The following is a 14,332-nucleotide window of genomic DNA, read 5'->3' as shown; positions in this document are numbered from 1 at the left end:
CCGATGAAACGCTTCCTTGCCGCCATGCTGCGCAATCCCACCACCTCGATCGGCATTGTGCTGTGCGGGCTGGTGGTGCTCGGCGCCGTGCTCGCGCCCTGGATCGCGCCTTATGATCCGGTCGACCAGAACATCATCGAACGGCTGCAGCCGCCGGGCGGCGATTTCCTGCTCGGCACCGACACCTATGGCCGCGACGTGCTCTCGCGCATCCTGTGGGGCGCGCGCATCTCGCTGGTCATCGCCGTCACCTCGATCGGCTCGGCCATCCTGATCGGTGGCGCCATCGGCATGGTCAGCGGCTACGTGGGCGGGCGGTTCGACCTGTTCATGATGCAGTTGATGGACATCATGCTCTCCTTCCCGAGCCTGATCCTCGGCCTGATCGTGGTGGCGCTGCTCGGCCCCGAACTGATCAACCTCGTCATTGCCATCTCGCTGACCGCCATCGCCCCCTTCGCCCGCATCGCCCGCGCCCCGGTGCTGACGCTGAAGGAACGCGCCTTCGTTGAGGCCGGACGGGCGCTCGGCTTCTCGCATGCGCGCGTGCTGTTCGTGCATATCCTGCCGAACATCCTGAGCGAGGTGCTGGTGATGGGCAGCCTGTGGATGGCGACCGCGGTGCGCACCGAGGCATCGCTGTCCTTCATCGGCCTTGGCGTGAAGCCGCCGACCGCCACCTGGGGCGGCATGATGCGGGACGGCTTCGAGAACATCCTGGATGCGCCGTGGCTGTCGATCTGGCCCGGTATCGCCATCCTGATGCTGGTGCTGGGCCTGAACATGGTGGGCGACGGCTTGCGCGACGCCACCGATCCGAAGCTGAGCGGCACATGAGCACTGCCCCGATCCTGGATGTGCAGGGCCTGCGCAAGCACTTCACCGTGGTGAAGGGCTTCCCCCGCCCGGTGCGGACCACCGTGCGCGCCGTCGACGGTGTCGATTTCTCCGTCCTGCCCGGGGAGGCGTTCGGGCTGGTCGGCGAATCCGGCTGCGGCAAGTCCACCGCCGCGCGCGCCCTGCTGCGCCTGATTGAACCCGATGACGGGAGCATCCATTTCGACGGAACCGATTTGCGCGCGGCCTCCGGGGTGACGCTGCGCCGCCTGCGCCGGCGCATGCAGATCGTCTTCCAGGATCCCTATTCGTCGCTGAATCCGCGCCGCACCATCCGCCGTACCCTCACCGAGCCGTTGCAGGTGCACGGCCTGGCCCAGGGACGCGAAGCCGACGACATGGCCGCTGCGCTGCTGGAAGAAGTGGGTCTGCCGGGGGCGGCGCTGTCACGCTTCCCGCACGAATTCTCCGGGGGGCAGCGCCAGCGCATCGGCATCGCCCGCGCGCTGGCGCTGCGACCGGACCTGATCGTCGCCGACGAACCGGTCTCCGCCCTGGATGTGTCCGTGCAGGCGCAGGTGCTGTTGCTGCTCAAGGAACTGCAGGCACGCCGCAACCTCGCCTTCGTGTTCGTCAGCCACGACCTGGGCGTCATCCGCTGGTTCTGCGCGCGGGTGGCGGTGATGTATCTCGGCCGCATCGTCGAGCAGGGGCCGGCGGCACAGGTCTTTGCGCGGCCGCGTCATCCTTACACGCGCATGCTGCGCGATGCCTCGCCGGTGCCCGACCCGCGGCGCCGCGGTACCCTGCCGCGCGTCGTCGGCGAGATCCCTTCCGCCGCCGCGCCGCCGCCGGGATGTCATTTCCACCCGCGTTGCCCGCGGGCGAGCGATCTCTGCCGCGTGACTTATCCCGAATGGACCCAGGATGGCGTCACGGGTGTTGCTTGCCACCATCCACATGACGACTGACGCGAGATCGCCGGCCTGATGGATCAGGCGGCAACGGCTTCCAGCAGCGATTGCCACGCCGACGTCGGGAGGATGCGTTCGAGCCGCAACCCGGCGCGGGCGAACAGGTCACGGAAATCGTCTTCCGTGCGTTCGCGGCCGCCTTCGGTCATGACCAGCATCTCCAGGTCGAGCAGCCGCGCCGGATCCATCCCACCCGGAGGCTGCAGCACCAGTTCCCCTGCCAGCACGCGGGCGTTTTCCGGCATCACGCTGCGGATGTTGCCCAGCAGGGCCACGGCGCGGTCGTCGTCCCAGTCGTGCAGGACCGAGGTCATCAGATAGGCGTCGGCGCGGACCGGCACCCCGGCAAAGAAATCGCCCTCGATCACCTCGCAGCGTTCCGCCAGCCCGGCCCGGGCGACCACTGCCCGGGCCGCCGCGACCCTGTCGGGGTGGTCGAACAGGATGCCACGCAGGGCCGGGTTGCGCTGCAGGATGCCGCACAGCACCACTCCCTGGCTTCCGCCAAGATCGACCAGCGTACCGAACGTGGAGAAGTCACAGGTTGCCAGGACCGCATCCCGGAACATGGCGGCATTGCCAGCGATCATGCCGTCGAAGCGACGCGCCAGCCCCGGATGCGCCTCCATATGGTCCCAGAAGCTGACGCCGTGCACATGCGTGAAACCACTTCTGCCCGTGCGCAGGCTGTGCTCGAGCCCGCTCCAGGCGGCGTCATGCTCCGGGCTGCCAAGGAACAGCACCGCGTCGTGCACCGAATGGGGTGCATTGGGACGCAAGCTGTGGCCCAGCGGCGTCAACGCCCATCCTGCGCCGGTATCCTGCACCACGCCCAGTGCCGCCAGCGCCCCCAGCAGGCGCACGAGCGGTGCCTCGCGCGTGCCCAGCGAAAAGGCCAGATCCGCGCCCGACAGCACGCCGTCGCCAATCGCATCCGCGACCCCCAGTCGCGCCGCCACGATCACGGCCTGCGAGGCGAAGCGGCCCATCACCAGTTGCAACATCCGGCACGACGGGGTGAGCACGTCGGGCATCAGCGAATTCCTGGGGCGTGAATGGGAAAAAGCATGCCATCGAAGGCACGTCTTGATGGATAACGCTCCTGTGCGTCACGAAACTGCGCCGCGTCAGCCTGCCCCGAACGGCTCGCGCGGTTGCGCCCGAGGAGCGAATTGACCCGGCCTTTCCCGCGCCCTAGCCTCGCTGCAACCGACGCGAGGGGGAACGCGGATCATGGCCAATCGACTGAAGCAGATCTGGGCATCGGGCAAGGCCGCCGTGAATGGCTGGCTCGCCATTCCATCCGGTTTTTCCGCCGAGGTCATGGCCGGATGCGGCTTCGATGCCGTGACCGTCGACCTGCAGCACGGCGTGCAGGACTACCTGTCGATGGTGCAGTGTTTCCAGGCGATGTCCGCCGCTCCCGTCACCCCCATGGTGCGCGTGCCCTGGAACGAGCCGGGCATCATCGGCAAGGTGCTCGATGGCGGCGCCTGGGGCGTGATCTGCCCGATGGTCAACACCGCCCGCGAGGCCGAAGCCTTCGTCCAGGCCTGCAAATATCCGCCGCGCGGCACCCGTTCCAACGGGCCGATCCGCATGGTCGGCTACGGCACGGCAAGCGACTACCAGGCGATCGCCAATGACGAGACGCTGTGCATCCCCATGATCGAGACCCGCGAGGCGGTCGAGAACATGGAAGCCATCCTCGATGTGCCGGGCATCGCCGCGGTCTATGTCGGCCCGTCCGACCTCGGATTCTCGTTTGGGCTGGTGCCCAAGCTCGATCGCGAGGAGCCGGACATCCTGGCGATCTACGAGAAGCTCCTCCGCGAGGCATCCCGGCGCGGCATCGCCTGCGGCATCCATTGCGGCAGCGCCGCCTACGCCGCCCGTGCCATCCGGATGGGATTCAGGCTGACCACCATCCTTAACGACAGCGGGCTGATGGCGCTGGCGGCACGAACCGCGGTGGCGCAGGTGCGCAAGGACGCGGAAGGCCTCGTGTAAGAAAAGGAAGGCGAGGGCTCTGCCCTCGACCCGGCAGGGGCCACAAGGCCCCTGCACCCCCATAGCGCTGCGCGGCAAAGAATGGGATCCAAGGGCGAAGCCCTTGGTGGAGGTCCAGGAGGCAAAGCCTCCTGGTCAGGTGCGGGGCGAAGCCCCGCCATCAGGCTCAGGCGGCGGCCAGTTCCGGATAATCGGTGTAGCCCTTCGTGTCGCCACCGTAGAAGGTCGAGGGGTCCGGGGCATTGAGCGCGGTCCCCTTGGCGAGGCGCTGCACCAGATCCGGATTGGCGATGAAGGCCTTGCCGAAGGCCACGGCATCGGCTTCGCCGGTGTCGATCACCTGTTCGGCGCTTTCCCGCGTGAAGCCCTCGTTGGCGATCCAGGCGCCGCCGAACGCCGCCTTGAGCTGCGGGCCGAGTCGGTTGTCACCGAGCGACTCCCGCGCGCAGATGAAGGCGATCTCGCGTTCTCCAAGCTCGCGGGCGACATAACCGAAGGTCGCCGCGCGGTCGGAATCGCCCATGTCGTGGCTGTCCGCCCGCGGTGCCAGGTGCACGCCGACGCGCCCGGCGCCCCAGACTTCGATGCAGGCATCGGCGATTTCCAGCAGCAGCCGGGCCCGGTTCTCGATCGGGCCGCCATAGGCGTCGGTGCGCCGGTTGGTGCTGTCCTGCAGGAACTGGTCGATCAGGTAGCCGTTCGCCGCGTGGATCTCTACTCCGTCGAAGCCGGCGGCCAGGGCATTGGCTGCCCCGCGCTGGAACTGCGCCACCACCTCGGCGATTTCCTCGGTTTCCAGCGCGCGCGGCGTCACGAAGGGGCGCTGCGGCCGCAGCAGGCTGACATGGCCCTTTGCCGCGATCGCGCTCGGCGCCACCGGCAGTGCGCCGTCGAGATAGGACGGATCCGAGATGCGTCCGACATGCCACAACTGCAGAACGATGCGTCCCGTGGCGGCATGCACCGCGCGGGTGATCTCCGACCAGGCCTTGACCTGCTCATCGGACCAGATGCCCGGGGTGTCCGGGTAGCCGACCCCTTGCGGCGTCACCGAGGTCGCCTCGGTCAGGATCAACCCGGCAGTGGAGCGCTGCACGTAGTAGTCACGCATCAGCGCATTCGGCACCCGCCCGGGGGCGCGACAGCGGGTCAGCGGCGCCATGACGATGCGATTGGGCAAGTACAGGTCGCCGAGCTGCAAAGGGTCGAACAAACCGGGCATGGTTTCGTCCTGTGGTTGTCGCTGCGATGCGATATGGCGATGTCTCAATGCCGCAGGAGACCGATCCCACACAAGGCTGGAATGCTCCGGACCTGGCTTGAATCGCGGGCACGGCGCGGACGTACAGGCGAAGGGGCAGGCCCTGCCATGACCTGCCCCCTGGGTGACTTGTCCTCGCCGGGCCACCGGGCGTGGTGCCCGGACGGCGTGGCTCAGGCCGGTACCGTTGTCTGCTTCTGCTCGCCCAGCCCCTGGATGCCCAGGCGCATCGTCTGGCCCGGCTTCAGGAACACCGGCTCCGGCTTCATGCCCATGCCCACCCCGGGCGGGGTGCCGGTCGAGATGATATCGCCCGGATGCAACGTGATGAAATGGCTGACATAGGAAACGAGCTGGGAGACGTTGAAGATCATGGTCCGGGTATTGCCGGTCTGCATGCGCTGGCCGTCCACCTCCAGCCACATGTCCAGGTTCTGCGGATCGGGGATCTCGTCCTTGGTCACCATCCACGGCCCAACCGGCCCGAAGGTATCGCAGCCCTTGCCCTTGTCCCAGGTGCCGCCGCGCTCGGCCTGGAATTCGCGCTCGCTGATGTCGTTGACGATGCAATAGCCGGCGACGTGGTTCATCGCCTCGTGCTCGGGCACGTAGCTGGCTTTGGTGCCGATCACCACGCCGAGTTCCACTTCCCAGTCGGTCTTCTTCGAGCCGCGCGGGATCTTCACCTCGTCGTACGGACCGGTGAAGGCGCCGAGCGACTTGAGGAAGACGATCGGCTCCTTGGGAATCGCCGCCCCGGTCTCGGCGGCGTGGTCGGCGTAGTTCAGCCCGATGCAGATGAAGTTCAGGGGGCGGGCGATGCAGGGGCCGATGCGGTGCTGGCCGTGCAGGATCGGCAGGGTGTGCATGTCCATCGCCGACAACTTGGCCAGCCCCTCCAGCGACAGGGCGTGCCCGTCGATATCGGTGACGAAATCCGACAGGTCACGCACCTGGCCGGCATCGTCCATCAGCCCGGGCTTCTCGGCTCCCGGCGGGCCCCAGCGCAGCAGCTTCATGGTGGTGCTGTTCCTTCCTTCACAGTGATATTCCGCCGTCGATCAGGACGGCCTGGCCGGTAATGAACTCCGCCGCGTCACTGGCGAGATAGACGGCCAGGGCCGCAATCTCCTCCGGCCGTCCGAGTCGCCCCATCGCCTGCCGCGCGACGAAGGCGGCACGGGCGGCCTCCAGCCCGCCGGCGGCCTCCGCGTTGGCGGCGATGCGGTCCTGCAGGCTCGGGCTTTCAACCGTGCCCGGGCAGATCGCGTTGCAACGAACGCCCTGGCGCACGAAATCGGTCGCCACCGACTTGGTCAGCCCGATCACTGCCGCCTTGCTGGTGCCGTAGATCGCCCGGTTCGGCAGCCCCTTCACGCTGCTCGCCACCGAGGCAACATTCAGGATCACGCCGCCGCGACGTTCGAGCATGGACGGCAGGAAGGCCTGGATCGTGCGCATCATCGAACGGACATTGAGGTCGAAGGCGAAGGTGAACTCTTCCTCGGTCGCTTCCAGGATATTGCCCTGGTGCACGAAGCCGGCGCAATTGAACAGGATATCGACCGGCCCGGCCGCCTCTGCCGCCGCCAGCACGGCAGCCCGGTCCAGCACGTCCAGCTTCGCCGTGCGCACCCGCTCCGAGGCGATCCCGGCGAGCCGGGCCTCGTTGATATCGGTCGCGATCACCTCGGCCCCCGCCTCGGCGAAGGCGAGGGCGGTGGCCCGCCCGATCCCCTGCGCCGCCGCCGTCACGAACGCCCGCTTGCCCACCAGTTGTCCCGGCATGGTCATGATCCCCTTCCACATGTCAGTGGTTGTTGCGGCTTTCCCCGCGTGTCTCCAGCACGTTCAGATAGAGCGTCGCCGGCTCCAGGCAGCCGCCGGTGCCGAGCGGACCGACCATGCCGCGATAAATCTCCTCCCACGGCGTCTTGTGATCCAGCTTTGGCGGCGTCCAGGCCTGGCGCCGTGCCGCCAGTTCCGATTCGGGAAGCAGCACGTCCACCCGGCGCGTATTGAGGTCGATGCGGATCCGGTCACCCGTCTTCAGCAAAGCCAGCCCGCCGCCCACCGCCGCTTCGGGGGAGACGTTCAGGATCGAGGGCGAGCCGGAAGTGCCGCTCTGCCGCCCGTCGCCCAGGGTGGGCAGGGCGCTGATGCCGCGCCGGAGCATGGCAGCCGGTGGCTGCATGTTCACCACCTCGGCACTGCCGGGATAGCCGACCGGGCCGCAATTGCGGATCACCAGCACCGATTGGTCCTCGACGCCGAGATCCGGGTCCTCGATGCGTGCGTGGTAGTCCTCCGGCCCTTCGAACACGATTGCCTTGCCTTCGAACACGTTCGGGTGCGCCGGGTTGGAAAGGAAGCGGTCGCGGAATTCCTGGTCGATGACGCTGGTCTTGATCACCGCGTTGTCGAACAGGTTGCCGCCCAGCACGACATAGCCGGCGTTTTCCTTCAGCGGCTGCTCGTAGGCGCGGATCACCTCGCGGTCGCCATCGGGCACGCTTTCCAGGTTGGCGGCGAGCGTGCGGCCGGTGACGGTCATGACATCGCCATTCAGCCGGCCGGCGCGCAGCAATTCCTTCAGCACTGCGGGCACGCCGCCGGCGCGGAAGAAGGCTTCGCCGAGGAAACGGCCGGCCGGCTGCATGTCCACCAGCAGCGGAATCTCCGGCCCCAGGCGCTGCCAGTCATCCAGGTCATGCGCCACGCCCATGTGACGCGCGATCGCGATCATGTGGATCGGGCAGTTGGAACTCGCCCCCAGCGCCGCGGCGGCGACCACGGCGTTCTCGAAGGCGGCGCGGGTCATGATGTCGGAGGGACGCAGATTGGCGTGCACCATCTCGACGATGCGCCGCCCGGTCGCATGGGCCATCTGCCCACGTTCGCGGTACGGCGCCGGGATCGCGGCGCAGCCGGGCAGGGACATGCCCAGCGCCTCGGCCAGCGCGTTCATCGAACTCGCGGTGCCCATGGTGTTGCAATGCCCGACCGACGGCGCCGAGGACGCCACCATCTCCATGAACTGCTCGTAGTCGATCTTGCCTTCGGCATGCAGCTTGCGGGCTTCCCAGACGATCGTGCCGGAGCCGGACAGCCGGCCGTGCCACCACCCGTCGAGCATCGGCCCGCCGGACAGCACGATCGCGGGGATGTTCACCGTCGCCGCCCCCATCAGGCAGGCCGGCGTGGTCTTGTCGCATCCCGTCGTCAGCACCACGCCATCGATCGGATAGCCGTGCAACACTTCAACAAGGCTCAGATACGCAAGGTTGCGATCCAGCGCCGCGGTCGGCCGCTTGCCGGTTTCCTGGATCGGATGGATCGGGAATTCCAGGGGGATGCCGCCGGCATCGCGGATCCCTTCGCGCACGCGCGTGGCGAGATCGAGATGGTGGCGGTTGCAGGGGGCGATGTCCGATCCGGTCTGGGCGATGCCGATGATCGGCTTGCCGCCCTGGATCTCCTCGCGCGTCAGGCCGAAATTCAGGTAGCGCTCGACATACAGCGCCGTCATGCCGGGATCTTGCGGGTTGTCGAACCACCGCCGGCTGCGCAGGCGGTGGGATCCGCTGTTTTCATTGGCCATGCTTCGTTTCCTCTCCGCAGGACCCGCCGGGTTTCATGATCCCGGCGTGGGGCAGGGCAGGGTGGGCGTGGCCGCAAGCGCGTGTCAACGGGGGGAAATTGGCACGTGACGACGGAAAAGCCGTTGAGTCCGCTTGTATGATTCGAAACGATCCGGCGCCGCCGGAAGCCTAGCGTCGCCCGATGGTGCGGTTCAGGAAGGCGTGGACATCCGCGAAGCTCGCCTCCGCGGCTTCGGGGGCATATTGCATCGGATGTCCCTCTGACCAGCGACGCTCGGCCAGGCGCGGATTGTCGAAACCATGCACGACCCCCGGATAGGTCCGCACGGTGATGTCCTCGGCGCTGCCCACCTCCTGGGCGAAGCGCCGGCAGGCGGCAGCGGGACGGCTCCAGCTATCGTCCTCGCCGGCCAGGGCGAGCAGCGGAATCGTGCCATGCCCGGCCGGCTCGCGGCAGGCGCCGTAATAATCCACGACGGCCTTGATCAGGCCATTCGCCTCGGCCTGGAAATGGCGATTGGCCACCGTCGCGGCGGTGGCACCACCGTGCGAGTTGCCCAGCACGCCTATGCGGGCCCCGTCCACGCCACGCGCCGTCTGCAGCCAGCGCACCGCCGCGATGACATCGCCGGCGCGATCCTGGCGCGTGACCAAAGGCTGGTCGGCATGCGCGCACACGCTGCGGATGCCGCGCGGCGTCAGGCTGTCCAGCACGAGTGCGCCGTAGCCCCACGAAACCAGCCGCTTCGTCCAGAAGGCCTGGTTGGTCCCGACACCGCTGCAGCCATGCAGCAGGATAACCACGGGATGCGGCCCGGGGCCCGGCGGGAGCACCAGCCGGACCGGCAACGGGCGCGGTGAGGGGCGGGCGCCAGGGACCGTCACCACCGGGATTTCATCGGTGACAGGGACCAGCGCCGCTGCCTGGGCACCACCGCCCAGCAGCAGGCAGGCCATGAGGACGGCCACGTCGCGCATGGGCGTCCGGGCCGGATCAGCGGCAGGTGTGCGGCATGAGCGGAACATTGGAGTCCTCGCCCGTAAGGTGAGATTCAGCAGGGTAGGATAACCGTCTGATACGGTCCAGCGTGGCCTTGATTCCAATATAATGGAATATATGATGATCATATGAGCCTGCCCGAAACCGACATCGATGCCCGGATCGGGGCCCGCATCCGCGGCCTGCGGACCGAGAAGAACCTGACTCTGGATGGCCTTGCGCATCTGGCCGATGTCAGCCGGGCCATGCTCTCGCGCATCGAGCGGGGGGAATCGAGCCCCACCGCGCAGCTTCTGGGCAAGATCTGCGGTGGCCTCGGCATCACGCTGTCCACCCTGTTCGCCGCGACCGAAACGCCGGCCAGCCCGCTGCTGCGGCGGCGTGAGCAGCCGACCTGGCGCGATCCCGCCAGCCAGTACCTGCGCCGCCAGGTCTCACCCCCCGGCACCGGCTCGCCGGTCGACATCGTCGAGGTCGAGTTCCCGCCCGGTGGCAGCGTCGCTTTCGACACCCAGCGCCTCGCCGGCACCGACCAGCATGTCTGGGTGCTTGACGGCACGCTGGAACTGCGGCTCGGCGAGGAGGTGTTCCGGCTGGAGACGGGGGATTGCCTGCTGACGCGCTTCGACCGGCCGATCCTGTTCCACAACCCGACCGGGCGCCCCGTTCGCTACGCGGTCGTCATCAGCCATGGAGCCATGCGGCCATGACCGCGATCACCGTGCCATCCGTTGCCACGATCATCCGCGCCCTCGATGCCGCCCAAGCCGAGACGCGGCTCGACGAACTGGCCGACATCCTGGTCGATGCCGTGGCGCATGGGGCCTCGGTCAATTTCATGGCCGGTTTCCCGCAGCCGCAGGCACGGGAATTCTGGCGCGGCCAGTTGCCCGGACTGGCCGATGGCACGAAATGCCTGCTGGTCGCGGAGGCCGGCGCGCGGCTGCTGGGAACCGTCGTGCTGAGCTTCGCGCACCAGCCCAATGCGCCGCATCGCGCCGAGATCGGCAAGATGCTGGTGCATTCCGCGGCACGTCGGCAGGGGCTGGGCCGTCGCCTGCTCACCGCGGCGGAGCAGGCGGCGTGCGCGGCCGGGCGGACGCTGCTGCTGCTGGATACCGAAACCGGCAGTGCCGGTGACAGGCTTTACCGCAGTTGCGGCTGGACCGAGATCGGCCGGGTCCCCAACCACGCCTTCAAGCCCGATGGAAGCCTCGCCGAGACCACGATCTTCTGCAAGGAACTGGGCGCGCACCGCTTCAGTGATCGGACACCGGGGCTGCCGCACCGGGCCGCCGCAGCAGCGGAATCAGCAGCAGCGCCAGGAAGAACAACGCCGCCATCACCAGCAGGATGTCGTTGAAAGTCAGGGTCAGCGCCTCCCGTCGTGCGAGCCGTTGCAGCATGCCGAGCGCGGCAAGCTGCGCCCGGTCGGCATCGCCCATGACGGCATCGAAGCGGCTTGCCAGCCGGTCCAGCACGCCACCCATCGCCGCATTGGCGGCGATGGCATGATCGGCGAGGCGGGCGGCGTGCAGCCGCTCGCGGTTCTGCAGCAGGATGCCGATCACCGCGATGCCGACCGCGCCGCCCAGGTTGCGCATCAAATTGTAGAGCCCGCTTGCCATCTTCAGCCGTGCCGGTGGCAGGTTCCCCAGCGCCAGCACGGTGATCGGCACGATCACGAACATCGAGGCGAAGCCTCGCACCGCCTGCGGCCACAGCAGTTCCGCACCGCTCCATTGGCTGGTCATCTGCCCTGTCATCCATAGCCCGATGCCGAACAGCGCGAAGCCGACCACCAGCAGCCGGCGCGGATCGACCCGGCGCGACAACGGCGCGACGATGGCGGTCGAGAGCAACTGGAAGATCCCGGTCACGAACACCGCCTGGCCGATCTGCAAACTGTCATAGCCGCGTACCCGCGCCAGGAACAACGGCAGCAGGTAGACCGAGCCGAAGATGCCGAAGCCCAGGATGAAGGACAGCACGCAGCCGAGCGCGAAATTACGGTTGCGCAGCGCGCGCAGGTCCAGCACCGGATTGCGGTGCGTCAGGCTGCGCCAGATCACCACCACGAAGGACAGGGCGGAGACGATGGCGAACAGGCAGATCAGGTCATCGTCGAACCAGTCGTCGCGCACGCCTTCTTCCAGCACATATTCCAGCCCGCCGAGCGCCGCGGCGACGAAGGGGATCGACAGCGCGTCGAAGCCCTTCAGCAAGCCGAAATCCGGCCGGTCGAAGCGGATCAGCAGGGGCACGCCGATGGCGATCACCAGTCCGGGCAACACATTGAGGAAGAACAGCCAGTGCCAGGACCAGGCCTGGGTGATCCAGCCGCCGATGCTGGGGCCGAGCGTCGGCGCAAGATTGGCGCAGCCGCCAAGGATGGCCGGAATCAGCACAGCCTTGGGGCCGGTGAACAGCGTGTAGCCGGTGGCGAAGGCCAGCGGGATCATGGCGCCGCCGACGAAGCCCTGCACGGCGCGGAACGCCACCATCGAGCCGATACTCCAGGCGAAGCCGCAGCCGATGCTGGTCAGGGTGAAGCCGATCGCCGAGGCGGTGAACACCCACCGCGTGGAGAACACCCGCGCCAGCCAGCCGGAGAGCGGGATCATCACCACCTCGGCGATCAGGTAGGCGGTCTGGATCCACGAGATCTCGTCCGGGCTCGCGGCCAGACCCGCCTGGATCTCGCCGAGCGAGGACGCGACGATCTGCACGTCCAGCAGCGCCATGAACATGCCCAGCGCCATGATCAGGAAGCCGACGAACTTCGCCCGTTCCGACATGGGCGGAGCAGGTGGCGTCATCGCAACTCTCCAGCCCGAGCCTGCGGAAATGCGCCGGCGGTGGCAATGGCTGCAGTGCCGGTATCGACCGCGACCACGACCGAGAGGCCCGGGCGAATGCGCCCCGCCAGATCGGCGGGCGCCCCGTCCAGGCGGATGCGCACCGGCACGCGCTGCACGATCTTGGTGAAGTTGCCGGTGGCGTTCTCCGGCGGCAGCAGGCTGAACTGCGCCCCCGTGCCCGGCGCGAAACTTTCCACGCTGCCGCGCAGGTCGTGCGCGGGGAAGGCATCGACGGCGATGCGGGCCGGCTGGCCGGGCCGCATGTGCTCGAGCTGGGTTTCCTTGAAATTGGCGGTGACGTAGAGCGACTGCAGCGGCACCAGTGTCACCAACTGGCTGCCCGGCTTCACGAACTGGCCGAGCTGGGCAGCACGATTGCCGACGACGCCGTCATTGGGGGCACGGATCACCGTGTCCTCGAGATTGATCTCGGCCAGCCGCAACGCTGCGGCCGCGCCCTCGCGTTGTGCCTCGGCCTGGGCGCGTGCGGTGGCGAGCACCGGCATCCGGTCGCGCTCGCTGCCGGCGGCGGCCTGGGCGCGGATCAGGGCCGCCTCGGCCTTCAGCAGGTCGGCCTCGGCGCGCTCGGCCGCCTGCCGGCTGGCTGCCTGATCGCGGGCGAGGGCGCGGTAGCGTGCCTGATCCAGCCGGGCGCGGTCGCGTTCGGCAACGGCGCTGCCGATGGCGGCCTCGGCCTGGGCGATCATGCTGCGCTGCTGGCGCATCTCGGCATCCAGATGCCCGATCGCCGCGGTGGCGGCGGCGGCGGCCGCGCGGGCCTGGTCGCGCCGGGCCCGGTAGTCGCGGTCATCGAGGACGAACAGCACGTCGCCGGCCCGGACCTGCTGGTTGTCGGTGATGGCGACGTGGCGGACATAGCCCTCGACCCGGGGGCTGATGATGGCGGCATCGGCCTGCAGATAGGCGTCGTCGGTGCTGCGGATGAAGCGCCCGACCTGCCACCAGTGCCAGCCATAGCCGCCCCCGCCGCCGAGCAGCCCGAGCGCCAGCAGCGCCGTCGCCGCGCGCCGGAGCGATTGCCGGGAAAGCGGCAGGCCGCCGGCACGCGAGAACGTTTGAACGGCTTGCATCGGTCTTTCCCTCCGGGGAATGGCGTTTTGATGATGGTCGCCATCATTGCCTTAAGATTGCGTACGTCATCAAAACCTGTCAAGAAACAGGCAACGCACGGACGCGGGAGGACGGGATGCGGGTAAGCCGGGAACAGGCGGCGGAGAATCGGGAACGGATCCTGGTCGCGGCGGCGCGGCTGTTCCGTGAACGGGGATTCAGCGGGATCGGGGTGGATGCGCTGACCGAGGCGGCGGGCCTGACGCATGGCAGCGTCTACAGCCAGTTCGGCTCGAAGGAGCAACTGGCGGCGGAGGCGGTGGCCCGCGCGTTCACGCTGAGCGGGGAGGCATGGGCCTCGTTGTTCAGCGGGGAGGAACACCCCGCCGATCTGAAAAAGATCGTGCAGCGCTACCTTTCCCAGCGGCACCGGGACGCGCCGGGCAGCGGCTGCGCATTGGCCGCCCTCGGCGGCGAGGCCGCCCGTCAGGGGGCGCCGGTGCGTGAAGCCTTCACCGCCGGGGTGCGCCGCATGGCGGCCCGGCTCGCGCCCCTGCAGCCCGGCCCGTCCAAGGCCGCCCGCGAGGATGCCGCGCTGGCCACCATGGCGAGCCTTGTGGGCGCGCTGGTGCTGGCCCGCGCGGTGGACGATCCGGCGCTGTCCGACCGCATCCTCGCGGCGACCCGGCAGAGGCTCGACGCGGAGGGCTGATCCG

General features: G+C 68.4%; 14 protein-coding genes. 6 read left to right on the top strand and 8 right to left on the bottom strand.

Features of this window, described 5'->3' with window-relative positions:
• The first annotated feature begins 3 nt into the window (after positions 1 to 3).
• A complete protein-coding gene (locus NBY65_RS26545) occupies positions 4 to 837 on the top strand; it encodes an ABC transporter permease (RefSeq protein WP_150042975.1) in 834 nt (277 codons plus the stop codon).
• Entirely contained in the window at positions 834 to 1,808 is a 975-nt protein-coding gene (locus NBY65_RS26540; RefSeq protein WP_150042974.1) for an ABC transporter ATP-binding protein, read from the top strand. Before NBY65_RS26545 ends, NBY65_RS26540 begins: the two co-directional genes overlap by 4 nt.
• A 23-nt stretch (positions 1,809 to 1,831) precedes the next feature.
• On the opposite strand, the gene NBY65_RS26535 is transcribed toward NBY65_RS26540, so the two are convergent.
• Positions 1,832 to 2,845, bottom strand: coding sequence for a methyltransferase (locus NBY65_RS26535; RefSeq protein ID WP_150042973.1), 1,014 nt, complete (start codon positions 2,843 to 2,845; stop codon positions 1,832 to 1,834).
• A gap of 199 nt (positions 2,846 to 3,044) precedes the next feature.
• On the opposite strand from NBY65_RS26535, the gene NBY65_RS26530 reads away from it, so the two are divergent.
• The gene (locus tag NBY65_RS26530; protein ID WP_150042972.1) at positions 3,045 to 3,821 is read left to right on the top strand and encodes an HpcH/HpaI aldolase family protein; all 777 of its coding nucleotides are present in this window, start codon (positions 3,045 to 3,047) and stop codon (positions 3,819 to 3,821) included.
• A 166-nt stretch (positions 3,822 to 3,987) separates the two neighbouring features.
• Here NBY65_RS26530 and NBY65_RS26525 read toward each other — a convergent pair whose 3' ends face one another.
• The 5 genes from NBY65_RS26525 to NBY65_RS26505 all read right to left on the bottom strand — a co-directional run bounded on the left by NBY65_RS26525 (position 3,988) and on the right by NBY65_RS26505 (position 9,662).
• The gene (locus NBY65_RS26525) at positions 3,988 to 5,043 is read right to left on the bottom strand and encodes an alkene reductase (protein WP_150043210.1); all 1,056 of its coding nucleotides are present in this window, start codon (positions 5,041 to 5,043) and stop codon (positions 3,988 to 3,990) included.
• 212 nt (positions 5,044 to 5,255) lie between these two features.
• On the bottom strand, positions 5,256 to 6,101 hold the full coding sequence (locus tag NBY65_RS26520; RefSeq protein ID WP_150043209.1) for a fumarylacetoacetate hydrolase family protein: 846 nt from the start codon (positions 6,099 to 6,101) through the stop codon (positions 5,256 to 5,258).
• Positions 6,102 to 6,120: 19 nt separating this feature from the next.
• Entirely contained in the window at positions 6,121 to 6,876 is a 756-nt protein-coding gene (locus tag NBY65_RS26515; RefSeq protein ID WP_456313038.1) for an SDR family oxidoreductase, read from the bottom strand.
• A gap of 16 nt (positions 6,877 to 6,892) precedes the next feature.
• Positions 6,893 to 8,683 (bottom strand): IlvD/Edd family dehydratase, encoded by a 1,791-nt coding sequence (locus NBY65_RS26510; protein WP_150043208.1) that lies wholly within the window; start codon positions 8,681 to 8,683, stop codon positions 6,893 to 6,895.
• Between the two features lie 169 nt (positions 8,684 to 8,852).
• Positions 8,853 to 9,662: a dienelactone hydrolase family protein gene (locus NBY65_RS26505; protein ID WP_162530751.1), complete on the bottom strand. Its 810-nt coding sequence runs from the start codon at positions 9,660 to 9,662 to the stop codon at positions 8,853 to 8,855.
• 150 nt (positions 9,663 to 9,812) lie between these two features.
• Here NBY65_RS26505 and NBY65_RS26500 point away from each other — a divergent pair, with 150 nt between their 5' ends.
• Together NBY65_RS26500 and NBY65_RS26495 are read left to right on the top strand one after the other, a co-directional pair.
• Entirely contained in the window at positions 9,813 to 10,394 is a 582-nt protein-coding gene (locus NBY65_RS26500; protein ID WP_150043206.1) for a helix-turn-helix domain-containing protein, read from the top strand.
• Positions 10,391 to 11,047 (top strand): GNAT family N-acetyltransferase, encoded by a 657-nt coding sequence (locus NBY65_RS26495; RefSeq protein WP_150043205.1) that lies wholly within the window; start codon positions 10,391 to 10,393, stop codon positions 11,045 to 11,047. Before NBY65_RS26500 ends, NBY65_RS26495 begins: the two co-directional genes overlap by 4 nt.
• On the opposite strand, the gene NBY65_RS26490 is transcribed toward NBY65_RS26495, so the two are convergent.
• Together NBY65_RS26490 and NBY65_RS26485 are read right to left on the bottom strand one after the other, a co-directional pair.
• The gene (locus NBY65_RS26490) at positions 10,944 to 12,503 is read right to left on the bottom strand and encodes a DHA2 family efflux MFS transporter permease subunit (RefSeq protein ID WP_150043204.1); all 1,560 of its coding nucleotides are present in this window, start codon (positions 12,501 to 12,503) and stop codon (positions 10,944 to 10,946) included. The two genes, NBY65_RS26495 and NBY65_RS26490, sit on opposite strands and share 104 nt — an antisense overlap.
• Positions 12,500 to 13,636, bottom strand: coding sequence for an HlyD family secretion protein (locus tag NBY65_RS26485; protein ID WP_150043203.1), 1,137 nt, complete (start codon positions 13,634 to 13,636; stop codon positions 12,500 to 12,502). The genes NBY65_RS26490 and NBY65_RS26485 overlap by 4 nt, the downstream gene beginning before the upstream one ends.
• Positions 13,637 to 13,752: 116 nt before the next feature.
• On the opposite strand from NBY65_RS26485, the gene NBY65_RS26480 reads away from it, so the two are divergent.
• Positions 13,753 to 14,328 (top strand): TetR/AcrR family transcriptional regulator, encoded by a 576-nt coding sequence (locus NBY65_RS26480; protein ID WP_150043202.1) that lies wholly within the window; start codon positions 13,753 to 13,755, stop codon positions 14,326 to 14,328.
• The last annotated feature ends 4 nt before the right edge of the window (positions 14,329 to 14,332 follow it).

The sequence above is a fragment of the Rhodovastum atsumiense genome, from assembly GCF_937425535.1.
In the GTDB taxonomy this organism is placed as follows: Bacteria; Pseudomonadota; Alphaproteobacteria; order Acetobacterales; family Acetobacteraceae; genus Rhodovastum; species Rhodovastum atsumiense.
Note: the sequence above shows the minus strand (reverse complement) of the source record. Positions and strands in the feature narration are given on the sequence as shown.